We start from the raw sequence: 22,339 nt of genomic DNA, 5'->3' as shown, positions 1-22,339 counted from the left end.
GCACCGGTCACGGGCGGGTGACGCTCGGGTCCATCCGCCGGGCGGGGAGCCGGGTCCACGTCCGCGCGGTCTCGAGCACCCAGAAGATCGCGAACAGCGCCACCTCCAGCCACTCGACGGCGATGACCCGGTACTCCCCCGCCACCAGCGCCAGCACACCGGCGCCCGCCCCCATGAGGAGCAGGATCACGGCATAGGCCGACCGGTACGTCAGGCCCCGGATCGCGGTGGACCGGTAGCTCGGGTGGTCCTCGGCGCCGAAGAAGCCCGGTCACAGGTGGCTCGCGACGGCGATGGCCAGGCTCACGATGAGCAGGGCCGCCGCCCCGGAGTGCACCCAGTCGAAGGCCGCGCCCTCGACGACGCGCCAGGCGACCAGGCCCGCGAACGCGACTCCGAGGGCGTTGACGACCCAGAACGCGGCGTGCGCCCGCGGCTCCGCCGCCACCTCGGGGGCGGGGAACCTGCGGGTGCGTCGCAGCACGTAGACGAACAGCACGGCCACGGCCAGGGCCGCACCGGCGGAGATCCTCAGCGGGTCCACCGTCAGCTCCTGGACCGTGCCGGCCGTGACGTCGAGCGAGCCCAGCGACGGCTCCTCCTGCAGGGCGTCGCTCACCGGCGTCTCGGAGCCGAGCTCCTCGATCGTCTTGCCGAGGTCGGCCGGGACGAGGGCCACGAAGACGGCGTAGAAACCGGCGACGTTGAGGATGTGGTCCTCGAAGGCCGATGCGCCCTGGTACGCGACGAGGCAGACGGCGATGCCCACCATCGCGCCGACGAAGATGTCCCGGATCGGCCCGAAGTAGTAGGCGCTGATGGAGGTCTCGATCTCACCGGTGGTGAAGAAGATCAGCAGGGAACCGACCAGCAGCAGGACCGGCAGCGTGACCAGCATGAGCCGCAGGGTCCGGTAGGTCTCGCGGGCCACGCCGTCGGTCGCCTCTGCTCGCTGCTGCCCCATGCACGAATGCTCCGACCACGGGGGGCGCCGCGTCCAGTGGCGCGCCCGACGACGTGAGGCGGGCCCGCCGACGGCGCGAGGGGTCGACCGGCCCGGCGAGGAGTCAGAACAGGTGCTCGTACCCCAGGGCCACGAGGTTCTCGCGAGAGGTCCGCAGGCAGTCGTACGGGTCGCGGCCGTACTGCTGGTCCTGCTCGATGAGGAGGTACTGGGCACCGGAGGCCAGCGCCTGGTCGATGATCTCGGTCCACTCGAGGTTACCCTCGCCGACCTCGCCGAACTCGACGACACCGGCGAACGCCTGCATGAAGGCGGCGTAGTCCCCCCGCTCCAGGGCGCCGAACGCCGAGGGGTCCATCGCCCCGATGCGGTAGTCCTTGAGGTGGACGAGGTCCACCAGCCCGGCGTACCTCTCCAGGGTGCGCACGGGGTCCTTGCCGCCGCGCTGGACCCAGTGCACGTCGATCTCCAGGCGCATGGCCGGCGCCTCGGCGCGGATGACGTCGAGGAGGGTGGTGGCCCCGACCTTGGCGAACTCGACGTGGTGGTTGTGGTAGTAGAGCGTGAGGCCCTCGTCGGCGAGCCGGGTGGAGACCTCCTGGGCCTGGTGGCAGAAGTCCAGCAGCGCCTCGTGCGAGGCCATCGCGGAGAACGGCATCATGCCGATGCGCAGCCGGGACGCCCCCAGGGTGCGTGCGTCGTCGACGACCTTGTCGAAGTCGGTGAGCAGCGAGTCGTTCGGACCGGCGCCGAGCCCGGCGGACAGGGCACCGAAGTCGGTGCCGAGCTCGTCCTTGGCGCGGCGCATCTCGGCCACGTTCTCCGCGGTCATGGCGATCTGCGAGACCTCGACGGCGGTGAAGCCGGAGTCCTTGAGGCGCCGCAGCACCTCGTAGGGACCGGTCTGGTCGACCTTGTCCTTGAGCATCATCATCTGCACGCCGATCTTCGGCATGGGGAACTCCTTCGTCCGTTCGGGGCCGGCCGTCGCGCGGCCGGAGGGTGGGTGCGACGGCTCAGCGCGCGAGGGCGACCTCGCGGTCGAGGCCGAGGCCGCTCTGGGCGTAGACGTCCTTGAGGATGCGCAGCGACTTCATCGCCTCGCGCGGGCCGATCCAGAACGGGTCGGGCTCGCCGAGCCGGGCGTAGAAGTCCCGCACGAGGACCTCGTGCGAGACGCCCCAGTAGGTCCGCCCGCCCGACGGCGCACGCCGCTCCGTCACCGTCTCCACCCGTCCGTCGGCGTGGGTGACGGTGAGGTCGCCCCGGATGGCAAGGGTCCCCCGCTCGGCGGTGATCTCGATGGTGACGGGGGCGTGGACGACGTTCGTGAGCGCGCCGAAGACGACGCTGCGCGCCCCGCTGTCGTGGGTCAGGAGCATCTCGGCGGTGTCCTCGACCTCGATGACGTCGCCGTACAGCCGGGTGCTCGCCCGGCCGCTGACCTCGACGACGTCGCCGACGAGCCACTGCACGAGGTCCAGGGTGTGGATCGCCTGGTTGATGAGGAGGCCGCCGCCGGCCCGCTCCCACCGCCCGCGCCACGGCTTGGCGAGGTAGTAGTCGGGGGTCCGGGTCCACATGACCGTGGCGGTCGCACCGAGGACGGCGCCGAGCTCGCCGGAGTCGAGGACCGCCCGGGCGGCCTGCGAGGTCGCGTTGTACCGGTTCTGGAAGCACACCCCGAGGCGGGCGTCGGAGCGCTCCGCGGCCCCGGCGAGACGCTCGGCGTCGGCGAGGGTGTGCGCGACCGGCTTCTCGGTGAGCACGTGGACCCCGGCGTCGAGGAGGTCCAGCGCCACGGGCACGTGCTGGTCGTGGGGGGTGCAGACGTGCGCGACGTCGGGCCGCACGTGCGCCAGGAGGGCGCGGTGGTCGGCGAACCCCGGCACGCCGTACCGCTCGACGGCGGCCGCGAGCGCGACCGGGTCGGTGTCGCAGACGGCGACGAGCTCGATGTCCTCCACCGCGTCGATGGCCTCGAAGTGGATCGTGGCGACGTCACCGCACCCGATGACAGCTGCTGTGGTCATGATGCTTCCTTCACGTGAGGGCGGCGGCGAGGTGGGCGGCAGCCCACTCGTGGGCCTGGACGTAGGAGTGGTACACGGAGTCGGTGCTGGGGCGCTCGATCTCGACCATGAGGTCGCCGTCGAAGCGCGGCGGCAGGGCCGCCAGGACGGCGTCGAGGTCGACGACGCCGGTCCCCGGCTCGGCCCAGACCCGCCGGGTGGCGACGAGCTCGGCGTAGCTCTTGCCGCGGCCGCGGCGGGTGGGGCGGGCGTAGTCGGCGAAGACGTCGGAGAGCTGCACGGCGCCGACCCGGTCGGCGTAGCGGGCCACCAGGGCGGCCGGGTCCATGCCGGCCCAGCGCAGGTGCCCGGTGTCGGGGCCGAAGCCGAGGAGCGCGGCGTCCAGGGTGTCGAGGACCCCCAGGACCTCCGCCTCGGTCTCGACGAGCCCGCCCACCTTGGGGTGCAGCAGGGGCCGCAGGCCCTCGGCCACCAGGACGCCGGCGGCCGCCGCGATCTGGGCGACGGCGCGCGCGAAGGTGCCGGGGTCCGCGCCGGCCCCCACGGCCGGCCGGGCGAGCCGGTACGGCACCGGGTCGGGGATGAGCATGACCCGGTCCAGCCCGAGGGCCGTGTGCTGGGCGGCCGTGCGCCGGGCCCGCTCGAGGATGTCGGGCAGCGCCTCGGTGCCGTCGAAGGTGGCCGCGAAGATGCCGGTCGCGGGCGTGAGGTCGTAGATCCGGAGCCAGTGGGCGTAGTCGTCCACGGGCAGGTCGTCCGGGACGTCGACGCGCACGGCGGTGAAGCCGATGTCGTGCAGGTCCGCGTACGCCTGGGCCATCTGCTCCAGCGGGGTCGCGTCGACCGTGCCCCAGAGGTAGCCCAGCGGGCTCACGGCGATCCGGGCCTGCCCGGGTGCGGCCGAGCTCATCGGTACTCGATGCCCTCGGCCCGCAGGAGGTCGGTGAACGCCTGCCACGCCTCGGTGAACAGGTCCGGCCCGGAGAACCCGCCGAGGCTGTGCGCGGCGGACAGGTGCGGCTCGAGGGAGAAGAAGCCGTCGAAGCCGTCCTCGCGCAGCGCGCGGATCGTCTCCACGACCTCGCCGTCGCCGCGGCCGGCGGCCACCACCTCGCCGTCGGCGAGGTGGGCGTCCTTGATCTGGACGTACTCCAGGTAGGGACGGATGGCGGCGAAGCCCTCGGTGAACGGGCGGACCCCCACCTGCACGAAGTTGGCCGCGTCCCAGGCGGCGCGCAGGTTCGGCGAGCCGACCGACTCGAGGATGTCGACGCAGCGGCGCGGGACGTCGCCGTAGATCTCCTTCTCGTTCTCGTGGAGCAGGACGACGTCGCCCTGCTCGGCCACGTCGGCCAGGGCGCGCATGCGGCGCAGCACCTCGTCGCGGTGGTCGTCGGGGTCGTCGCCCGGACGGATGAAGAAGGAGAAGATCCGGATGTACGGGGCACCGAAGTGGTGGGCGACGTCGACGGCGTGGCGGGCCCGGTCGAGGTGGGGCCCGAAGTCCTCGTCGATGAAGATCTTGCCCAGGGGCGAGCCGATGCTCGAGACCCTCAGCCCGTGCTCGTCGAGGATCCGCCGGGCCCGGGCGAGCTGGTCGGCGTCGAGGTCCAGGACGTTGGTGCCCCACGCGCTGCGGAGCTCCAGGTGGGTCATCCCGAGCGTCGTCACGAGGGCGGCCTGCTCCTCGAGGTCGGGCGAGATCTCGTCGGAGAATCCGGAGAGTGTCCACATGGGGCGTGCTCCTCACTGAGCGTGGGTCGAAGGGGTCGCACAGCCACCATGGGGTGGCCGGCACCACACCTCCTACCGGTTGCCACCTGTTGCCGCGCAGTCGCCGGGAGCGATGGCAACTCGTGGCAACAGATAGGAGGTCGCGGCGGGTCCACCCACAGTGGTGAACGCAACGGAGCCGCAGCGCGACCAGCGCTCGAGACCAAGGGACCTGATCCAATGACTGCATCAACCGCCCCGACGACGACGGTCGGCGCACCGACCAAGAAGCTCAGGCTGAGCGCCTACCTCGGCTACGCCACCGGGGACGCCGGCAACAACCTCGCCTTCACCATGGCGTCGATGTTCCTCCTGCTGTACTACACCGACGTCGTCGGCATCCCGCCCGCCTACGCCGCGCCGATCTTCCTCATCGTGCGCATCTGGGACGGCATCGGCGACGTCATCGTCGGCCGCTGGGTCGACCGGACGAACACACGCTGGGGCAAGTTCCGCCCGTGGATCCTGTGGTCCTCGCTGCCGCTGCTGCTCTCGAGCGTCTGGGTCTTCTCCATCCCGCAGGCCGACAGCCTGACCATGAAGCTGTTCTGGGCGTACCTCTCCTACGGCGTCCTGGCGATGTTCTACTCGATGGTCAACATCCCCTACGGCTCCCTGGCCGCGGCGATGACCCAGGTGCCCACCGAGCGCGCCAAGCTCGCGACCTTCCGCTCGGTCGGCGCGGCGGCCACCGGCCTCATGCTCGCGCTCGTCGTCGCCCCGCAGGTCAAGCGGTGGAGCTCGGCCAGCCTGTACCAGTAGAAGGTCGCCGAGCTCGGCGGGGAGGCCGCGGCCAGCCCGGCCCAGCTCGCCGCCGCCCAGGCGGCGGCCCAGGCCGAGGCCGCCACCGGCCTCCAGGGCTCGCTCACCACGCTGACCCTGATCTTCGTCTTCGTCGGTATGGCGCTGTACCTCACCACCTTCTTCACCGCTCGCGAGCAGGTCGTCCGGCCCGCGCAGGACCGGGCCACCCTCCGCGAGGCGACGGACACGCTGCGGCAGAACAAGCCGCTGCTGTGGCTGTGCGTGGGCTCGCTGCTTTTCCTCACCTCGTTCATCACGTTCAGCACCATGGGCATCTACTACGCCCGCGACGTCCTCGGCAACGCCGGCCTCTTCGGGATCCTCTCGATCGTGCAGACCGGTGCGATCTTCGTGCTCGCCCCCTTCATCGCCAAGATCGTGGCGCGGTTCGGCAAGCGCACCGGCTACCTCGCCGGCACGGTCGCGTTCATCGTCGGTGCGCTCCTGCTCTTCGTCACCCCGGCGTCCGCGCCCTGGATGGCGATCGTGGCCTACTTCCTCGTCGGCACCGGCCTCGGCCTGGTCAACACCCTCATGTGGGCGATGGAGGCCGACACCATCGAGTTCGGCGAGTGGAAGACCGGCCGCCGGACCGAGGGCACCACCTACGCGGTGTTCTCCTTCATCCGCAAGCTCGGCCAGGCCTTCGGCGGCTTCGCCGCCGCCGGCATCATCGGCCTGACCGGCTACGTCGGCACCGCCGCCGTCCAGTCCGACGGCGCCCTGCAGGGCATCCGGGTGGCCACCGGGCTCGTCCCGGCCGTCCTCGCCCTGCTGACCCTGCTGGTCATGGCCAAGTACCCGCTGACCGACAAGCGCTTCAAGGAGATCACGGCCGAGACCGAGGCCCGCAAGGCCGCCGCGCTCGCCGCGGCCGACTGACCACCGCCACCCTGGGAACGCACTGACCACTGCCACACCCTCAGAACGAACGGAGAACCACCATGGCCGACAAGGTCAGGCTCGGGATCATCGGGCTCGGCGCCCAGGGATCCATGTACGCCCGATTCATCCGGGACGGCCTCGTCCCCAACATGGTCATCGGCGCGATCGCGGACACCGACCCGGCCAAGCGGGAGCTCGCCGCCCGGGAGTACGGCGTGCCGGTCTACGAGGACCACACGGCCCTGCTCGCCGGCGGCGACGTCGACGCTGTCGTGACCTGCGTGCCGCACTACCTCCACCCGGAGATGGGCATCGCTGCGCTCGAGGCCGGCGTCCACGCCCTGGTGGAGAAGCCGGCGGGGGTCTACACCCGCCAGGTCGCCGAGCTCAACGAGTACGCCGCCCAGCACCCCGAGCTGACGTTCGGGATCATGTTCAACCAGCGCAACAACCCCTTGTACCAGCGGATCAAGGAGATCGTCGACGCCGGCGAGATCGGGAAGATCCGGCGGACCAGCTGGATCATCACCACCTGGTGGCGCCCGCAGGGCTACTACGAGCAGTCCGACTGGCGCGCCACCTGGGGTGGTGAGGGCGGCGGCGTCCTGGTCAACCAGGCCCCGCACCAGCTCGACCTGTGGCAGTGGATCTGCGGCGTGCCGCAGTCCGTCTACGCCAAGGTCGCCTACGGGTTCCGCCGGGACATCGCCGTGGAGGACGAGGTCACCGCCGTCGTCGACTACGGCGACGGCGCCACCGGAACGTTCGTCACCGCGGTCCACGACCTGGTGGGCACCGACCGGTTCGAGATCCTGGGCGACCGGGGCAAGATCGTCGTCGACGGCTCGAAGACGGCGACCGTCACCCGCCTCGTCAAGGACGAGCGCGAGCTCTCGGACGCCATGGGCATGGACGACGTGCGCAAGCTGTTCATGGGCGAGATGGACCCGGCGGAGTACTACTCCCAGGAGACCATCGAGTTCGAGTCCGCCTGGGGTGCCCAGCACTCCGGCGTGCTGGAGAACTTCGCGGCGAACATCCTCGACGGCACCCCGCTGCTCGCCCCGGGCAGCGACGGCATCAACGGCGTGCGCCTGGCCAACGCCATCCACCTGTCCAGCTGGCTCGGCCAGGAGGTGCCGCTCGACTTCGACGAGGACCTCTACCTCACCGAGCTCAACCGGCGCATCCGCGAGGAGGGCACGTTCCCCGAGCGTGAGACGGCGGCGGTCAGCGCCCGCTGACCGTCCCGGGTCAGCCGCTGAGCCGTCCGCCCGGCGTCGCCTCCGGCGGCGCCGGGCGCCGGTCTGCCGCCGCGGGCCCGGACAGCCGCAGCTCGGTGACGAGCGAGGCCAACGAGGCACGGGAGTGAATCCCGAGCCGGGCGTAGACGTGGTCGAGGTGGCTGGTCACCGTGCGGACGCTCAGGCCCAGACGGCGAGCGATGGCTCCGTTGGCCAGGCCGCCGGCCACGAGCTCGGCCACCACCTGCTCCCGCGGGGTGAGGAGTCGGAGCGCCGGGAGATTGGCGCCCGCAATGTCGGGTCCGTCACCGGCCGGGAGGCGGAACCGGAGGACGACGACCATCTCGCCGTCGTCCTCGCGCACCTCGAAGCCGGTGACCTCGAAGCGGGGAAGACCCGGCGGCGCGTCGGGGCCCAGCGCGAGCGCCAGCAGCGCGGACGACGGGACACCCCTCGTGGACCCCATGTGGTTTGTACGGTTTACGTAGTCCTACGGATGGCGGGGCGCGGCGCCGGGCGAACAATGGGCGCAGCCGGCGCTCGCCGGCGGACTCGAGGAGACGTCATGAAGCGCACCGTCCTCACCCTGCTCGGCACAGCGGCCCTCGTCGGCCTGGCGGTCCAGCCCGCGACGGCGACCGTGCACGAGATCACGGGCATGTTCTGCTCCGAGCACGGCAACCCGTTCCCGGCGGGCCTGTCGGACCCCACCCGCGGCAACTTCGCCCAGCCACTCGTCAAGACCGGGTTCATCGAGTCGATCACCCCGTACGACGACGGCGTGAACGGCCCCGGGATGCTCGTCAACTTCGACTTCGAGCACCCGGCGTCCAAGGTCGTCGGGGCGGGCGGGATCATCTTCGTCGGCGACGGGACCTACCTCGAGGGCTTCGTGCTCGACCCGGACGCCGGGTTCACGAACTGCAAGCTCCTGCGGGGCTGAGCCGCTCGGCGTCGTCCACTCACCGGCGGTCTGCCGGCTCGCGCGCGGTCGTCCTAGCTCCCGCGGGGCTACCCGTCCGCGGCCGGACCGCCCGGCGCCCGGACGACCACGACCGCGATGTCGTCCTCCGGCTCCGGCGGGAGCAGGCGGAGCAGCAGCGCGTCGCACAGGTCCTCGACCCCGCGGTCGGCCAGGTCCGTCAGCGCGGCGCGCAGGTGGTCCAGCCCGGCGCGCAGGCCGCGGTCGCGCCGTTCGGCCAGGCCGTCGGTGTAGAGCACCACGGCGGCGCCGGGCTCGAGGGTGATCTCCTGCTCGCCGCGCCGGGCCTCGGTGTCCATGCCGAGCACGAGGCTGCGGGCGTCGAGGGATCTCACCGCTCCGTCGGCACCGATGACCATGGGCGGCGGGTGCCCGGCGTTGGACCACCGCGCGACGACGCTACCGTCCGCCGTCGGCCGCAGGGTCATGACGACGGCGGTGGCGACCGTGTCCTGCCCGAGGACGCCGAGCGCGCGGTCGACGAGGGTGAGGATGTGGGCGGGGCCCGGCTCGGTGCTCACGGCGATCCCGCGCAGGAGCGACCGGAGCTGGCCCATCGCGGCGGCCGCCTGGAGGTCGTGCCCGGCGACGTCGCCGATGACGACGACCGTCTCGCCGTCGGGGTGGGGGAAGACGTCGTACCAGTCCCCGCCCACCCGGGCCGCCTCGGAGGCCGGCACGTACCGCACGGCGACCTCGAGCTTCTCGAGGACGGGCGGGTCGGTGAGGAAGGAGCGCTGGAGCTCCTCGGCGACGCGCCGCTGCCGCGCGTAGAGGTAGGCGTTGTCGAGCGCCATGCCGGCCCGGCCGGCGATGTCCCGGGCGGTGGCGAGCTCCTCGACGTCGAGCTCGGGGCGCCCGCGGCCGTTGAACAGCGTGATGGCACCCATGGTCCGGCCCCGCCCGCGCAGCGGCAGCACCGCCGCGGAATCCGGCGCGAGCTCGGTGATGAGCTCGTGGGCCCGTCCCGGCCGCAGCACCGACTGGATCCGGGCGGTGGCGTCGGTCGGGATGGGGATGACGTCGGTCGTGCGCAGCGCCTCGTAAAGGAACGAGTGGTCGGTGAGCGAGGCGAGGCGGTGGAACGCGTACTCGCGCACGAGCGGCAGGGCCTCGGTGTCCCGGTGCCACCAGCCGATGTCGCGCAGGACCTGCCGGCCCGCGTCGTCGACGTCGGCGAGCGTGACGACGCACCAGTCCGCCAGGACCGGGACCAGTGTGCGGGCCAGGGCAGCGACCGCCTCCTCGGCGTCGAGGGTCCGGGAGAGGTCGCTGGTGACCGAGGCGGTCAGCGCCGCCCGCCGGGCGATCCGCTCGGTCTCCTCCTGGAGCCGCCGACGGACGGTGACGTCGATGAAGTACACCGACAGTCCCTCCGGCGTGGGCCAGGCCCGGACCTCGAACCACGTGTCCAGCGGGGCGGGGTAGAACTCGTCGAAGCTCGCGGGTTCCCCGGTGGACATGGCGGCCCGGTAGTGGCGCTCGAAGTCGGTGCCGACGGCGGCGGGGAAGAGCTCCCACACCACGCCACCGAGCAGCTCGGGGCGGGGGCGGCCGAGGAGCCGCTCGGCCTCGGCGTTGACGTAGGTGAACCGCCAGTCAGGGCTCAGCGCGAAGAACGCCGTCGGGATCGAGTCGAGGATGCGCTCGGCGCTGGTGAGCGCGTCGACGCGAGCGGGACCTGGTCCCTGCGCCGTGCCCATCGCGTGCCCGTCAACCACGGCGCCGTCCCTCCCCGGGCTACGGTCTGTCCCCGCGCCGGTGTGTCAGCCTACTGAGCCGCACGGGAAACGTCCTGCGGGGACCGTTCCGGTCCGAGGACCGGTCGCCCCGAGCCGCCCCCGTGGTCCCGGGGTGCGCGACGGCCGGGAACGGCGCAGGGTAGGGGCGACGGGCGGAACGAGGGGAGCGACGATGGTCCGACCGGGGCGCCCGTGGACCAACTGGTCGGGAAGCCTGAGCTTCACGCCGGCCCAGGTCGCCCGGCCCCGCTCGCACGAGGAGGTGGTCGAGCTCGTCGGCGCGGTCGCGCGCGACGGGAGGAAGCTCCGGCCCGTAGGCACGGGCCACTCCTCCAGCCCGCTCGTCGCCACGACGGACGTCCTCGTCTCGCTCGAGCACCTCGCCGGACTGGTCGCGCACGACACGGCCGCGGGGCTGGTGACGGTCCTGCCCGGGACCGGCCTGTCCGACCTGTGCAACGGCCTCGCCGACGTCGGGCTGGCGCTGGAGAACCTGGGGGACGTCGACTACCAGTCGATCGCCGGCGCCGTCGCCACCGGGACCCACGGCACGGGTGAGAGGTTGGGAAACCTCTCCTCCGCCCTCGCCGGTGGCACGCTCGTCACCGGTGCAGGCCGGACGCTCGCGTTCGGCACAGCCGGCGACGGCGACACCGAGCTCCTCCGGGCCACCCAGGTCTCGCTGGGCGCGCTGGGCGTGATGACGTCGATGACCCTGCGGGTCCGCCGCGCCTACCAGCTGCACCGGCGCAACTGGTGCACGCACGTCGACTGGGTGCTCGAGCACCTCGACGAGCTCGCCGCCCGTCACCGCCACGTCGACTTCTACTGGTACCCGCGCAGCGACCTCGCCCAGCTGCGGGTCATGGACGAACCTGGTGACGAGGGCGACCTGGACGCCCCCGGACACCTGCGTGCGGACGAGACCGGGCCGGCCCACACGATCATCCCCAACGAGCGGGACCTCCGCTTCGACGAGATGGAGTACCTCCTCCCTCGCGAGAACGGGCTCGAGACCTTTCGAGAGGTGCGGGAACGGGTCAAGGAACGACATCGGTCATCCGTCGGCTGGCGGCTGCTGGTGCGGACCGTGGCGCCGGACGAGGCGATGCTGAGCACCGCCCACCGGCGGCCGACCATGACGATCGCGCTGCTGCAGAACGCCGACCTCGACCACGAGGCGTACTTCCGCGACATGGAGCCGCTCCTGCTCGAGCACGGCGGACGCCCCCACTGGGGCAAGAAGCACACGCGGACGGCGCCGGACCTCCGGGCGATGTACCCCGACCTCGGCGCCTTCACCGACATCCGCCGCCGGCTGGACCCCGGCGACGTGCTGCTCACCGAGTACCTGCGCACACTCCTGGAGGACGAGTCATGACCGACCGCGAGCTCGGACGCCGCACCTGGGTCTTCGCCGCCGGCCACGTGCCGGAGCGCACCACCGGACACGAGCCGGAGCTCACGAGCCGAGACGAGCTGTGCCTGCTCAACAGCGCCGGCGCCGACGCCCGCGTCGAGCTCACCGTCTACCACCCCGACCGCGACCCGGTCGGGCCCTACCGGCTGACGGTGCCCGCCCGTCGGGTGCGTCACGTCCGCATCAACGACCTCATCGACCCCCAGGCCGTGCCGCTGGGCGTCGCGTACGGGCTCGTCCTGGACAGCGACGTGCCGGTCGTCGCGCAGCTGCGCCACCTCGACACCAGCCAGGCCGCCCTCGGCGTCGCCATCACCTCGGGCCTGCCCGTGGACGGGTGAGCTCGAGCCGTGCACCGCAGCGTCGCAGCCGCCCTGCACCGGACCGGGACCGTCGCCACCACGGCCGCGCGCCGGCTACGCGTGCACGGCCCGTCGTTGCTGCTGGGGGCGACGGCGGCCGGGCTCGCCTATCTCGTCGCCGGGGCGCTGTTCGGGCTGCAGAACGCGGTGTTCGCACCCGTCGCCGCGGTGGTCGCCACGGGTCTGTCGGCCGGGCAGCGGGTCCGCCGCGCGACGGAGATCTCCGTCGGCGTGGTTCTCGGGGTCCTCGCGGCGGACCTGCTCACCCGCTGGCTGGGGACCGGGCCGTGGCAGCTCGCCGTCGCGGTGCTCGTCGCCATGGCCGCGGCGGTGGTCGTCCGTCCGAGCGGGCTCCTCGCCAACCAGGCGGCGGTGGCGGCCGTCGTCGTCGTCGCCCTGGTGCCCTACCTCGACACCGGCCCGTGGATCCGGTTCGGTGATGCGCTGGTGGGCGGCGTGGTGGCGGTGGTGCTCAACGCCGTCGCAGCACCGGACCCCCACCGGGCGGCCCTGGCGGTGACCGGGGACGTCGTCGGACGCCTCGCGGCGGTCGTGGGGCGGGTGGGTGCGGCGCTCAGGACCAGCTCGCTCGCCAAGGCGGAGGCAGCCCTGGAGGACGCGGCAGCGCTGGACGGCGTCCGCGGTGAGATCGCCGACGCGCTCGCCGCCACCCGGGAGCGGGTCGCCTGGCGCCCGTCCGAGCGGCGCGGACGACGAGCGGGCCTCGAGGCCGCCGAGGGCGTCGCGACGCGGGTGGCGGTCATGGTGTCCACCACGCGCGGGCTGTGCCGGGCGGCGGCCAACGTCGTGCGCCACGCCGAGCTCGACCCTGAGCCACGAGCAGGGCTCGCCCACGCCACCGAGGAGCTCGTAGGGGCGCTGGACGAGCTGCGCCGCTGGGTGGAGGGAGCGGGCCGGGCCGAGGTTGCGCGCCGGCTGGCCCTCGACGCCGCCACCACGGCGTCCGCCCAGCTGCCTGGGCCCCAGGCACGAACGGTGTTCGTCGGACAGCTGCGCAGCGCCGCTGTCGACGTCCTGCGCGCTACCGGCGTTCCGCAGACAGAGGCCGTCGCGGCGCTCGAGGCGGCCGCGGGGCGGGCCGACGACCTCGGACACTGACGGTCCGCTCAGGGCCCGAGGTGCTCCTGGGGCCGCACCGCGTCCGATCCGGTCGTCGGTCCGGCGACGGCGTCCGGCGCCATGGTCGGTCCGGCGACGGCGTCCGGCGCCATGGTGGGCGCGTCGGAGAACCCGTCACGGGTTGCGCCGAGAAGCCTCGAGGGTCCGTCGTCGGTGCCGGAGCCAGGTGGGGCGGCGGCCGCAGCGAGCGCTGCGAGGACCTCGGCGGTCTCCGTGGCGGAGGGACGGCGGTCCGGGTCCTTGGCGAGGAGCTCGGCGACCAGCTGGTCGAGCCCGGCCGGGACGCCCTCGAGGAGGCTGCTCAGGCGTGGCGGCTCGATGTAGACGTGGTGGTGCAGCACCGAGCCGGCCCGGCTCGCCACGAAGGGTGGCCGGCCGGTCGCCATCGCGGTGAGCAGGCACCCGAAGGCGTACATGTCGGTGTTGCGCGTGGCGGTGGCCTCCGCGCGAGCCTGCTCGGGCGCCATGTACTCGGCGGTGCCGAGCGTGGTGCCCGGGGCCGCGAGGGAGGCCGCGGTCTGGTACTCGAACGCCGCGATGCCGAAGTCGACCACGGTGACCTTCTCGCCGTCGACGAGGATGTTGGCGGGCTTGACGTCCCGGTGGACGATCCCGACCTCGTGCGCGGCCGCGAGGGCCCCGGCCACGCGGCTGCCGACCCGCAGGGCCTCGCCCAGGGGCAGGGGGCCGCTGCGCAGGGTGGCGGCGAGGTCCTGGCCGCGCAGCCGCTCCATGACGATGTAGGCGGTGTCGCCGTCGACGCCCGCGTCGTGCACGGTGACGATGTCCGGGTGCTCCAGGGCCGCCGTCGCCACCGCCTCGCGGCGTAGCCGCTCCTCCAGAGTGGGGTCGGTCGCGTCGGCGAGGCTGACCGTCTTGACGGCGACCCGCCTGCCCAGGACGCGGTCGATCCCGCGCCACACCTCGGCCATGCCGCCGCGGCCCAGCCTCTGGTCGAGCTGGTAGCGCCCGGCGATCACTCTGGTTGACATCCCCTCGATTGTTCCCCAGGTCGCCGCGCGGGGCATCGCGGCGGGGTGTGGCGGCGGACCTGCCGGGCGGAGCGGGGCGGATCGGCCAGGAGAGTCGGGTCAGGCCGGGCGGTAGGTGAACTCCTCGAACCCGAGCGCCTCGATTTCCTCAGCGAGCAGTGCGGCGCGGTCGTCCCACCCCGGCGCGCGGGCAGGGAAGGGCCGCGCGCCGGTCTCACGTGCCTGCTGGAGCGCAAACGCGCGGACGCCGAGGTCGCGGCACCGGCGCGCGATCTCCACGGCGTGGGTGGTCGCGGGCGAGCCCGGGTGGATGGTGGTGCGGACCTCGTGGTCGACACCGGCCGCGAGCACCAGGTCGAGGGACTCCCAGGCGGTTGCTCCCGAGCCGGCCCGGCGCACGAGAGCCGGGTAGTCCTCCGGCAGCGCCTTGACGTCCAGGCCGACCCAGTCCACCAGCGGCAGGACGTCGGCGAGACGGCGCGGGTAGGCCCCCGCGGTGTGCAGGCCGACACCGAGGCCGAGCGCGCGCACCTCGGTGACGGCGGAGACCAGCCCCGGCTGGCGGGTGGCCTCCCCGCCGGAGAGGACGACGGCGTCGAGCAGCCCGCGGCGCCGGGCCAGGAACCTCATCACCTCCGCCCAGGGGATGCTGCCGGGGGTGCGCGGGGCGATGAGGTCGGCGTTGTGGCAGTAGACGCAGTCCCACGGGCAGCCCTGGAGGAACACCGTCGCGGCGAGCCGGCCGGGCCAGTCCACGGTGGAGAGCCGCGACAGGCCCGCCACCTGCAGGTCGTCCGCGCGCGTCGGCCCCGAGGGGCGGGCCACGGCCGCGGACCCGCCCCTCCTGGTCCCGGTCAGCGTCGCGGTCACGCAGCCGGCTCCGGTGCGCGAAGGTCGGCGACGCTCGACCTCGTGCCGGTGGCGGCCTCGGTGAACATCTCCCGCTCGGCGTACTCGCCCTTCTTGCCGATGTTGAAGGAGGAGACGGGGCGGAAGTAGCCCATCACCCGCGTCCACACCTCGCACGCGGCCCCGCACCGCTCGCACCGGGTGTGCTCCCCGGCGAGGTAGCCGTGGGCCGGGCAGATCGAGAACGTCGGTGTGATGGTGATGTACGGCAGGCGGAACGTGCTCAGCGAGCGTCGCACGATCTCCTTGCACGCCTGTGCCGTGGAGATCTGCTCGGACATGTAGAGGTGCAGCACCGTGCCGCCGGTGTACTTGGCCTGCAGCTCTTCCTGCCGCTCGAGCGCCTCGAACGGGTCGTCGGTGAACCCCACCGGCAGCTGCGAGGAGTTCGTGTAGTAGGGGTTCTCCTCGGTGCCGGCCTGGACGATGCCGGGGAACCGCTTGTGGTCCTCCTTGGCGAAGCGGTACGTGGTGCCCTCGGCCGGCGTCGCCTCGAGGTTGTAGAGGTGCCCGGTCCCCTCCTGGAAGTCGACCATCCGCGTCCGGACGTGGTCGAGCACGCGCACGCACAGGGCGTGCCCGCGAGGGTCGGTGATGTCGTACGCGTCGAGGGAGAAGTTGCGGACCATCTCGTTCATGCCGTTGACGCCGATCGTGGAGAAGTGGTTCTCCAGCGTCCCGAGGTAGCGCCGCGTGTAGGGGAACAGCCCGCCGTCGATGTGCTCCTGGATGACCGTGCGCTTGAGCTCGAGGGTGTCGCGGGCGATCTCCATGAGCTCGTCGAGCCGGGCGAGCAGGCCGGCCTCGTCGGCGGCATGGAGGTATCCGAGCCGGGCCATGTTGACCGTCACGACGCCGAGCGAGCCGGTCTGCTCCGCCGAGCCGAACAGCCCGTTGCCCCGCTTGAGCAGCTCGCGCAGGTCCAGCTGGAGGCGGCAGCACATCGAACGGATCATGCCGGGGTCGAGCTCGGAGTTGACGAAGTTCTGGAAGTAGGGCAGCCCGTACCTCGCGGTCATCGCGAAGAGCCGGTCGGCGTTGGGGGTGTCCCAGTCGAAGTCCTTGGTGATGTTGTACGTCGGGATCGGGAACGTGAACGCCCGCCCGTCGTCGTCGCCGTCGGACATGACCTCGATGAAGGCCCGGTTGAGCAGGTCCATCTCGGCCTGCAGCTCGCCGTAGGTGAAGTCCACCGGCTCCCCGCCGATGAGCGGGGTCTGGTCGGCGAGGTCCGCCGGGCAGGTCCAGTCCATCGTGAGGTTGGTGAACGGGGTCTGCGTGCCCCACCGCGAGGGGATGTTGAGGTTGAAGACGAACTCCTGGACGAGCTGGTGGACCTGGTCGTAGGTCAGGGACTCCAGGCGGACGAAGGGGGCGAGGTAGGTGTCGAAGGAGGAGAACGCCTGCGCGCCCGCCCACTCGTTCTGCAGCGTGCCGAGGAAGTTGACCATCTGGCCCAGGGCGGAGGACAGGTGGCGGGCGGGGCCCGAGGAGATCTGGCCCGGGATGCCGTTGAAGCCCTGCTCGAGGAGGTTGCGCAGCGACCAGCCGGCGCAGTAGCCGGCGAACATGTCGAGGTCGTGGATGTGGAGGTCGCCCTCGCGGTGCGCGGCGCCGGCGTCGGGCGCGTAGACCTCCGAGAGCCAGTAGTTGGCGATGACCTTGCCCGAGGTGTTGAGCATCATCCCGCCGAGGGAGTAGCCCTGGTTGGCGTTGGCGTTGACCCGCCAGTCGGACCGGTCCAGGTACTCCTCGATCGTGGCGACGGCGTCGACGTCGACGCGGTGGGCGGGTCCGGGACGGGACATGCGGCGCTCCTCGGTGTGGTGGGAACGCCGACGCTACGGCCACCGCCGGGCACGGACACACCATGTTGTGGCGTGTCGCGGCGCCGACCACAACATCTAGTGCTCGAATTGTCCGGAGTTCGGCTCCCGTGCAGGACGATGGTCCCGGCGGGCGCCTATGGTTCTGCCATGCCCGACGCGACCCCCCTCACGGCCACCACACTGCGGATCGGCGCCCACGTGCGCCACGACGACCCGGTCGCCGCCGCCCGCGAGCGCGGTGCGACGCTCAGCCAGTTCTTCGTCGGCGACCCCCAGGGGTGGAAGAAGCCGGTCCTGACCTACGCCGGCGGCGCCGCGGCGCTGCGGGCCGACGCCGAGGCCGCCGGGGTCGACCTCTACGTCCACGCCCCGTACGTCGTCAACGTCGCGACCCTGAACAACCGCATCCGGATCCCCAGCCGCAAGATCCTCCAGCAGCAGATGGACGTCGCGGCCGAGGTCGGCGCCAAGGGGCTCATCGTCCACGGCGGCCACGTGGGCTCGGACGCCGAGCTGGAGAAGGGGTTCGACAACTGGCGCAAGGCCGTCGAGCAGACCGACCTCAAGGTGCCCCTGCTCATCGAGAACACCGCCGGCGGCAACCACGCGATGGCGCGCCGGCTCGAGCGCCTGGAGCGCCTGTGGGAGGCGATCTCGGGCGCCGAGGGCTTCGGCTCGGTGGGCTTCTGCCTCGACACCTGCCACGCCCACGCCGGCGGCGCCGACCTCGCCGCCGTCGTCGGGCAGGTCCGGGCCATCACCGGCCGGATCGACCTGGTCCACCTCAACGACAGCCGCGACGCCGCGGACTCCGGCGCGGACCGGCACACGAGCCTCGGCCAGGGCCAGATCGATCCCGACCTGCTCGCCGCCGTCGTCCGGGACGCGGGCGCGCCGGTGGTGTGCGAGACCCCGGGCGGGGCCGAGGAGCACCGGGCCGACTTCGACTGGATCCGCTCGCGCCTGTGAGAAGGGCGCTCGCACCGGTGCCGGCCGGCGCCGGACGAGGCCCATCTGCGGCGCGGACAGCACGGAGGAGCACGAACGACGGCGCGGACGTCGCCCTGCGACACCCGCGCCGTCGTCGGCCGGCCTCAGGTGACCGGCGTCAGGTCACTCCTCGTCGTCGCCCCACAGCGAGACGACGACCTTGCCGGAGCGCTCGGAGTCCTTGGCCGCGGCGAAGGCCTCGAGCGCCCGCCCCGCGGGCAGCGTGTGCGTGATCACCTGGTCGATCGACGGGGTCGCGTCGAGGATCGCCACGGCCTCGTCGATCTCGTCGTCGAAGCGGAACGTCCCGCGGAGCTGGAGCTCCTTGGAGACCAGCGGGGCCAGGTTCACGGGCCTGGCCTCGTTGGGCACCATGCCGACCTGGACGACGATGCCCGCTCGGCGGGCACCGACCAGGGCCGGGCTGATGGCGGCGGGGACGCCGGAGCACTCCAGGACGACGTCGAACGCCGCGGCGGGGATCTCCTCGACCCCGACCTGGACGGTGCCGTGCACGCCGAGGGCCCGGGCCCGCTCGAGCGGGCCGGTGAGGACGTCGGTGGCGACGACCTCGGCCGCGCCCTTCGCCAGCGCGGCGGCCGCTGCGAGCAGACCGATGGGCCCGGACCCGGAGACGAGCACCCGCTTCCCCGCCACCCCGCCGGCCACCACGATGGCGTGCAGGGCGACGGCGAGCGGCTCGGCGAGGGCCGCGCGCCGCAGCGGCAGGGAGCCGGGCAGGACGCGGACCATGTCCTTCTCGACGACGAGGTACTCGCTCATGCCGCCCTGGGTGTGCGGCCAGGTCGAGGCGCTGCCAAGGTAGGAGCCGCCGGGCCACAGGTGCCTGCGGTCCTCGATGCCGTGCTCGGGGGTGCCGAACCGCGCGGGGTGGACGGTGACCGGCGTGCCCGGGGCGAGCTCGCCGGACGGGTCGAGGTCGACCGTGCCGGAGACCTCGTGCCCGGGCACGAGGGGCTCCCGGACGACGTACTCGCCGTTGGCGCCCTCGTTGTAGTAGTGCAGGTCCGACCCGCAGATCCCGCCGAAGGCCATGCGCAGGCGCACCTGCTCCGCCCCGGGCTCGGGGGTGGGGACCTCGGCCTCGGTGAGGTCCAGCCTGCCGTTGATGACGATCGCTCTCATGGTGATCCTTTCCTCAGACCACGGAGGTCATGCCGCCGTCGACGAAGATGTTCTGGCCCGAGACGAAGCTCGAGGCGTCGGACGCGAGGTAGAGCAGGGTGCCGACGAGCTCGTCGAACCGGCCCCAGCGCTGGGCCGGGGTGCGGCCCACCACCCAGGCGTTGAACGCCTCGTCCTCGACCAGCGCCTTGTTCATCTCGGTGGCGAAGTAGCCCGGCGAGATGGCGTTGACCTGGATGTTGAACCGGGCGAGGTCGGCGGCCATGCCCTTGGTGAGCATGGCGACGCCGCCCTTGGTCGCCGAGTACGGGGCGATGGTCTGGCGGGCGAGCATCGCCTGGACCGACCCGATGTTGACGACCTTGCCCGACCCGCGCTCGGCCATGCCCCGCGTCACCTGCTGGGAGACGTAGAAGACGCTGGAGAGGTTGGCCGCGACGAGGTCGTCCCAGTCGGCGGGCGCGAACTCGTTGAACGGCGCCCGCCGCTGGATGCCGGCGTTGTTGACGAGGATGTCCGGGACGCCGTGCTCGGCGACCAGCCCCGCCACCCCCTCGCGGACCGCGACCTGGTCGGTCACGTCGAAGGAGACGGCGGGGGTGGCGGTCCCGGTCAGGGCCGTGAGCCGCTCCTGCGCCTGCGCCAGCGCTGCGCCGTCGCGCCCGTGCAGGACCACCCGCGCCCCGGCCTCGGCGAGGCCGGTCGCGAGGGCGTTGCCCAGGCCCCGGGAGGAGCCGGTGACGAGCGCCAGCTTCCCGGTGATGTCGAAGACGCCGGCCACCACGTCAGCCGATCCAGAAGATGACGAGCGTCAGGAGGAAGCCGAGGACCGACTCGATGGTCTGCTGGACGGTCCAGGTCTTCAGGGTGGTCTTGACGTCCATGCCCATGAGGCGGCCCACGAGCCAGAACCCGGAGTCGTTGACGTGGCTGGCGAAGACCGAGCCGGCGGCCGTGGCGAGCGTGATCGCCGCGATCTGGATCGCGCTGTAGTCGCCGGCCGCGACGGCCGGGGCCATGAGCCCGGCCGCGGTGACGAGGGCGACGGTGGCCGAGCCCTGCGCCAGGCGCAGGACGACGGCGATGACGTAGGCGGCGAAGATCACCGGCAGGCCGATGTTCTCCAGCGTGCCCGACAGGGCGTCGCCGATGCCGGATGCGCGCAGGACGCCACCGAACATGCCACCGGCGCCGGTGATGAGGATGACCGAGGCCACCGGGCCGAGCGCGGAGTCCACGACCTTCTCCAGCGCCGTGCCGTGCTCGCCGCGGCGGGTGCCGAGCACCCAGACGGCCACGAGGACCGAGATGAGCAGCGCGACCGCGGAGGATCCGATGACCGTGAGGACCTGGGCCCAGGTGGCCTCGCCGTCGACGACGCCGGCGGCGTCGAGGAAGTCGATCCCGGTGTTCATGAAGATGAGGACCAGAGGGACGAGCATGACCCCGATGACGGTGCCGGCCTTGGGCGGGTTGGTGGGCTGGTCGGCGTCGAGGGAGCCGAACAGCGCGGGGATCGGGTAGATCCACTTCCGGCCGACGTACTTGCCCCAGAGGTAACCGGAGACGTACCACAGCGGGAAGACGATGATGAGGCCGATGAGCAGCACCATGCCGACGTTGGCGCCGTAGAGCTCGGACGCGGCGACCGGGCCGGGGTGCGGCGGCACGAAGACGTGCATGACCGAGAAGGCCGCGGCGGCGGGGAAGCCGTAGAGCAGGACGTTGCCGCCCATGCGGCGGGCGACGGCGAAGATCACGGGCAGCATGACGACGAGCCCGGCGTCGAAGAAGATCGGGAAGCCCATGATGAGCGAGGCGATGCCGAGGGCGAACGGCGCCCGCTTCTCGCCGAAGATGTCGACCATCTTGTCGGCGAGCACCTTCGCGCCGCCGGAGTGCTCAACCATCTTGCCGAGCATGGCGCCGAGGCCCACGAGCAGGGCGACGGAGCCGAGGGTGCCGCCGAAGCCCGTCACCAGTGTGCTGACGATCTGGCCGACCGGGATGCCGGTGGCGAAGGCGGTGGCCAGCGAGACCAGGATGAGCGTGAGGAACGCGTGCATCTTGAACTTGATGACCAGGATCAGGATGAGCGCGATGGCGCCCGCCGCGATCCCGAGGAGCGGGGCCGCTCCCAAGGTCTGTGTCCAGTCTTCCATGAAGGATCTCCGTTGATTTCAGGGGGCTCGTGCGGCGGCGCAGCGGCCCGGCAAGCAGTTGCCATCAGTTGCACCCGCGAGGCGTGCGGCGACACCCTCACACAAAGATCACACCTTTGTCAAAGGTCACATCTTTTGGTTGGATGGGCGCCACACAGGGCGGTGGACCTCACGGCCGACGGCGACGAAGAGGACGCATGACAGACCGAAGCGCGCGGGACACCGCACCCGTGCTGCACACCGACGTCCTGGACGACCTCGGGCGCGCGATCACCCACGGCTCGCTGCCCGCGGGGAGCGTGCTGACCCTCGCCACCCTCGCCGAGGACCACGGGGTCTCGCGCACCGTGATCCGTGAGGCCGTCCGCGTCCTGGAGTCGCTCGGCATGGTCGAGTCACGCCGGCGCGTGGGGGTGCGGGTGCTGCCGGCGACGCACTGGCAGGTGCTCGACCCGCGCCTGATCCGGTGGCGGCTCTCAGGACCCCAGCGCGACGAGCAGCTGCGCCGGCTCACCGAGCTGCGGCTCGCCGTCGAGCCGACGGCCGCGCGCCTGGCCGCGCTCCGGGCGACGCCCGCGGCGGCGGCCCGGCTGGTCGAGCTCGCCGCGACGCTCCGGCGGCTGGGCGAGGAGGGGCGCGGCACCGACCCGGGCTACCTCACGGCCGACATCGACTTCCACGCCCTGCTCATCGAGGCCAGCGGCAACGACATGCTCGGCGCGCTCGCCGACGTCATCGCCGAGGTGCTCGCCGGTCGCACGCAGCTGCACCTGTCGCCCGAGCTCCCGGTCGCCGAGGCCCTCGACCACCACGAGCGGCTGGCCCGCGCGGTGGCGACCGGTGACGTCGACGCCGCCGAGGACCACGCACGCGGCATCGTCATGGAGGTCTGGCACGAGCTGCGGGACGTCACCTTCACGGCCGACTGAGAAGCCCGCACGCCGAGGACCGCTACCGTGCGG

General features: G+C 72.4%; 21 protein-coding genes and 1 pseudogene. 8 read left to right on the top strand and 14 right to left on the bottom strand.

Going from position 1 to position 22,339, the window contains the following annotated elements; translation table 11 throughout:
- Positions 1-7: 7 nt before the first annotated feature.
- The 6 genes from EDD32_RS06905 to EDD32_RS06880 form a co-directional block, all read right to left on the bottom strand.
- The gene (locus EDD32_RS06905) at positions 8-190 is read right to left on the bottom strand and encodes a hypothetical protein (RefSeq protein ID WP_123916136.1); all 183 of its coding nucleotides are present in this window, start codon (positions 188-190) and stop codon (positions 8-10) included.
- Positions 191-271: 81 nt separating this feature from the next.
- Positions 272-964 (bottom strand): hypothetical protein, encoded by a 693-nt coding sequence (locus tag EDD32_RS06900; RefSeq protein WP_123916134.1) that lies wholly within the window; start codon positions 962-964, stop codon positions 272-274.
- Between the two features lie 103 nt (positions 965-1,067).
- Complete coding sequence (locus EDD32_RS06895; RefSeq protein ID WP_123916132.1) at positions 1,068-1,919, bottom strand: sugar phosphate isomerase/epimerase family protein; 852 nt, start codon at positions 1,917-1,919, stop codon at positions 1,068-1,070.
- A gap of 61 nt (positions 1,920-1,980) precedes the next feature.
- On the bottom strand, positions 1,981-2,997 hold the full coding sequence (locus tag EDD32_RS06890; RefSeq protein WP_123916130.1) for a Gfo/Idh/MocA family protein: 1,017 nt from the start codon (positions 2,995-2,997) through the stop codon (positions 1,981-1,983).
- A gap of 10 nt (positions 2,998-3,007) precedes the next feature.
- The gene (locus EDD32_RS06885) at positions 3,008-3,907 is read right to left on the bottom strand and encodes a sugar phosphate isomerase/epimerase family protein (protein WP_123916128.1); all 900 of its coding nucleotides are present in this window, start codon (positions 3,905-3,907) and stop codon (positions 3,008-3,010) included.
- The gene (locus tag EDD32_RS06880) at positions 3,904-4,731 is read right to left on the bottom strand and encodes a sugar phosphate isomerase/epimerase family protein (protein ID WP_123916126.1); all 828 of its coding nucleotides are present in this window, start codon (positions 4,729-4,731) and stop codon (positions 3,904-3,906) included. Before EDD32_RS06880 ends, EDD32_RS06885 begins: the two co-directional genes overlap by 4 nt.
- Before the next feature lie 48 nt (positions 4,732-4,779).
- Here EDD32_RS06880 and EDD32_RS19430 point away from each other — a divergent pair.
- Together EDD32_RS19430 and EDD32_RS06865 are read left to right on the top strand one after the other, a co-directional pair.
- Positions 4,780-6,456 (top strand): annotated as a pseudogene (locus tag EDD32_RS19430) (glycoside-pentoside-hexuronide (GPH):cation symporter).
- 62 nt (positions 6,457-6,518) lie between these two features.
- Entirely contained in the window at positions 6,519-7,703 is a 1,185-nt protein-coding gene (locus tag EDD32_RS06865) for a Gfo/Idh/MocA family protein (RefSeq protein ID WP_123916120.1), read from the top strand.
- A gap of 10 nt (positions 7,704-7,713) precedes the next feature.
- Here the strand turns inward: EDD32_RS06865 and EDD32_RS06860 are convergent, their stop codons facing one another.
- The gene (locus EDD32_RS06860) at positions 7,714-8,169 is read right to left on the bottom strand and encodes a response regulator transcription factor (protein ID WP_123916118.1); all 456 of its coding nucleotides are present in this window, start codon (positions 8,167-8,169) and stop codon (positions 7,714-7,716) included.
- 99 nt (positions 8,170-8,268) lie between these two features.
- Here EDD32_RS06860 and EDD32_RS06855 point away from each other — a divergent pair, with 99 nt between their 5' ends.
- A complete protein-coding gene (locus EDD32_RS06855; protein ID WP_123916116.1) occupies positions 8,269-8,646 on the top strand; it encodes a hypothetical protein in 378 nt (125 codons plus the stop codon).
- 68 nt (positions 8,647-8,714) lie between these two features.
- On the opposite strand, the gene EDD32_RS06850 is transcribed toward EDD32_RS06855, so the two are convergent.
- A complete protein-coding gene (locus tag EDD32_RS06850) occupies positions 8,715-10,406 on the bottom strand; it encodes a SpoIIE family protein phosphatase (protein WP_123916114.1) in 1,692 nt (563 codons plus the stop codon).
- Between the two features lie 193 nt (positions 10,407-10,599).
- Here EDD32_RS06850 and EDD32_RS06845 point away from each other — a divergent pair, with 193 nt between their 5' ends.
- Genes EDD32_RS06845 through EDD32_RS06835 form a run of 3 tightly spaced genes read left to right on the top strand, consistent with a single transcriptional unit; the run spans position 10,600 to position 13,328 of the window.
- The gene (locus EDD32_RS06845) at positions 10,600-11,808 is read left to right on the top strand and encodes a D-arabinono-1,4-lactone oxidase (protein WP_123916112.1); all 1,209 of its coding nucleotides are present in this window, start codon (positions 10,600-10,602) and stop codon (positions 11,806-11,808) included.
- Positions 11,805-12,188, top strand: coding sequence for a sensory rhodopsin transducer (locus EDD32_RS06840; RefSeq protein ID WP_123916110.1), 384 nt, complete (start codon positions 11,805-11,807; stop codon positions 12,186-12,188). Before EDD32_RS06845 ends, EDD32_RS06840 begins: the two co-directional genes overlap by 4 nt.
- Positions 12,189-12,197: 9 nt before the next feature.
- Positions 12,198-13,328: an FUSC family protein gene (locus EDD32_RS06835; protein WP_123916108.1), complete on the top strand. Its 1,131-nt coding sequence runs from the start codon at positions 12,198-12,200 to the stop codon at positions 13,326-13,328.
- An 8-nt stretch (positions 13,329-13,336) separates the two neighbouring features.
- Here the strand turns inward: EDD32_RS06835 and EDD32_RS06830 are convergent, their stop codons facing one another.
- The 3 genes from EDD32_RS06830 to EDD32_RS06820 all read right to left on the bottom strand — a co-directional run bounded on the left by EDD32_RS06830 (position 13,337) and on the right by EDD32_RS06820 (position 17,058).
- The gene (locus EDD32_RS06830) at positions 13,337-14,341 is read right to left on the bottom strand and encodes a serine/threonine-protein kinase (protein WP_170175239.1); all 1,005 of its coding nucleotides are present in this window, start codon (positions 14,339-14,341) and stop codon (positions 13,337-13,339) included.
- A gap of 99 nt (positions 14,342-14,440) precedes the next feature.
- Positions 14,441-15,211, bottom strand: coding sequence for an anaerobic ribonucleoside-triphosphate reductase activating protein (locus EDD32_RS06825; RefSeq protein WP_211338755.1), 771 nt, complete (start codon positions 15,209-15,211; stop codon positions 14,441-14,443).
- A complete protein-coding gene (locus tag EDD32_RS06820) occupies positions 15,208-17,058 on the bottom strand; it encodes a ribonucleoside triphosphate reductase (RefSeq protein WP_123916104.1) in 1,851 nt (616 codons plus the stop codon). The genes EDD32_RS06825 and EDD32_RS06820 overlap by 4 nt, the downstream gene beginning before the upstream one ends.
- A 168-nt stretch (positions 17,059-17,226) precedes the next feature.
- Between EDD32_RS06820 and EDD32_RS06815 the strand changes: the two genes are divergently transcribed.
- Positions 17,227-18,048, top strand: coding sequence for a deoxyribonuclease IV (locus EDD32_RS06815; RefSeq protein WP_123916102.1), 822 nt, complete (start codon positions 17,227-17,229; stop codon positions 18,046-18,048).
- Positions 18,049-18,192: 144 nt separating this feature from the next.
- Here the strand turns inward: EDD32_RS06815 and EDD32_RS06810 are convergent, their stop codons facing one another.
- From EDD32_RS06810 to EDD32_RS06800, 3 genes are read right to left on the bottom strand one after another with little or no spacing between them, the layout of a single operon-like run.
- Positions 18,193-19,215 (bottom strand): L-idonate 5-dehydrogenase, encoded by a 1,023-nt coding sequence (locus EDD32_RS06810; protein WP_123916100.1) that lies wholly within the window; start codon positions 19,213-19,215, stop codon positions 18,193-18,195.
- A 13-nt stretch (positions 19,216-19,228) separates the two neighbouring features.
- Positions 19,229-19,996: an SDR family oxidoreductase gene (locus tag EDD32_RS06805; protein WP_123916098.1), complete on the bottom strand. Its 768-nt coding sequence runs from the start codon at positions 19,994-19,996 to the stop codon at positions 19,229-19,231.
- A gap of 4 nt (positions 19,997-20,000) precedes the next feature.
- Positions 20,001-21,377 (bottom strand): GntP family permease, encoded by a 1,377-nt coding sequence (locus EDD32_RS06800; RefSeq protein ID WP_123916096.1) that lies wholly within the window; start codon positions 21,375-21,377, stop codon positions 20,001-20,003.
- Between the two features lie 197 nt (positions 21,378-21,574).
- Between EDD32_RS06800 and EDD32_RS06795 the strand changes: the two genes are divergently transcribed.
- Complete coding sequence (locus EDD32_RS06795) at positions 21,575-22,306, top strand: FadR/GntR family transcriptional regulator (protein ID WP_123916094.1); 732 nt, start codon at positions 21,575-21,577, stop codon at positions 22,304-22,306.
- The last annotated feature ends 33 nt before the right edge of the window (positions 22,307-22,339 follow it).

Source organism: Georgenia muralis, assembly GCF_003814705.1.
Lineage (GTDB): Bacteria > Actinomycetota > Actinomycetes > Actinomycetales > Actinomycetaceae > Georgenia > Georgenia muralis.
The sequence above is the reverse complement of the archived record's forward strand: the minus strand, read 5'-3'. Positions and strand labels throughout refer to the sequence as shown.

Excerpts from the sequence above, each read along its gene's own strand:
- EDD32_RS06900 (WP_123916134.1), bottom strand. The coding sequence starts at position 964 with ATGGGGCAGCAGCGAGCAGAGGCGACCGACGGCGTGGCCCGCGAGACC.
- EDD32_RS06895 (WP_123916132.1), bottom strand. The coding sequence starts at position 1,919 with ATGCCGAAGATCGGCGTGCAGATGATGATGCTCAAGGACAAGGTCGAC.
- EDD32_RS06890 (WP_123916130.1), bottom strand. The coding sequence starts at position 2,997 with ATGACCACAGCAGCTGTCATCGGGTGCGGTGACGTCGCCACGATCCAC.
- EDD32_RS06885 (WP_123916128.1), bottom strand. The coding sequence starts at position 3,907 with ATGAGCTCGGCCGCACCCGGGCAGGCCCGGATCGCCGTGAGCCCGCTG.
- EDD32_RS06880 (WP_123916126.1), bottom strand. The coding sequence starts at position 4,731 with ATGTGGACACTCTCCGGATTCTCCGACGAGATCTCGCCCGACCTCGAG.
- EDD32_RS06865 (WP_123916120.1), top strand. The coding sequence starts at position 6,519 with ATGGCCGACAAGGTCAGGCTCGGGATCATCGGGCTCGGCGCCCAGGGA.
- EDD32_RS06860 (WP_123916118.1), bottom strand. The coding sequence starts at position 8,169 with ATGGGGTCCACGAGGGGTGTCCCGTCGTCCGCGCTGCTGGCGCTCGCG.
- EDD32_RS06855 (WP_123916116.1), top strand. The coding sequence starts at position 8,269 with ATGAAGCGCACCGTCCTCACCCTGCTCGGCACAGCGGCCCTCGTCGGC.
- EDD32_RS06845 (WP_123916112.1), top strand. The coding sequence starts at position 10,600 with ATGGTCCGACCGGGGCGCCCGTGGACCAACTGGTCGGGAAGCCTGAGC.
- EDD32_RS06840 (WP_123916110.1), top strand. The coding sequence starts at position 11,805 with ATGACCGACCGCGAGCTCGGACGCCGCACCTGGGTCTTCGCCGCCGGC.
- EDD32_RS06830 (WP_170175239.1), bottom strand. The coding sequence starts at position 14,341 with ATGTCAACCAGAGTGATCGCCGGGCGCTACCAGCTCGACCAGAGGCTG.
- EDD32_RS06820 (WP_123916104.1), bottom strand. The coding sequence starts at position 17,058 with ATGTCCCGTCCCGGACCCGCCCACCGCGTCGACGTCGACGCCGTCGCC.
- EDD32_RS06815 (WP_123916102.1), top strand. The coding sequence starts at position 17,227 with ATGCCCGACGCGACCCCCCTCACGGCCACCACACTGCGGATCGGCGCC.
- EDD32_RS06810 (WP_123916100.1), bottom strand. The coding sequence starts at position 19,215 with ATGAGAGCGATCGTCATCAACGGCAGGCTGGACCTCACCGAGGCCGAG.
- EDD32_RS06800 (WP_123916096.1), bottom strand. The coding sequence starts at position 21,377 with ATGGAAGACTGGACACAGACCTTGGGAGCGGCCCCGCTCCTCGGGATC.
- EDD32_RS06795 (WP_123916094.1), top strand. The coding sequence starts at position 21,575 with ATGACAGACCGAAGCGCGCGGGACACCGCACCCGTGCTGCACACCGAC.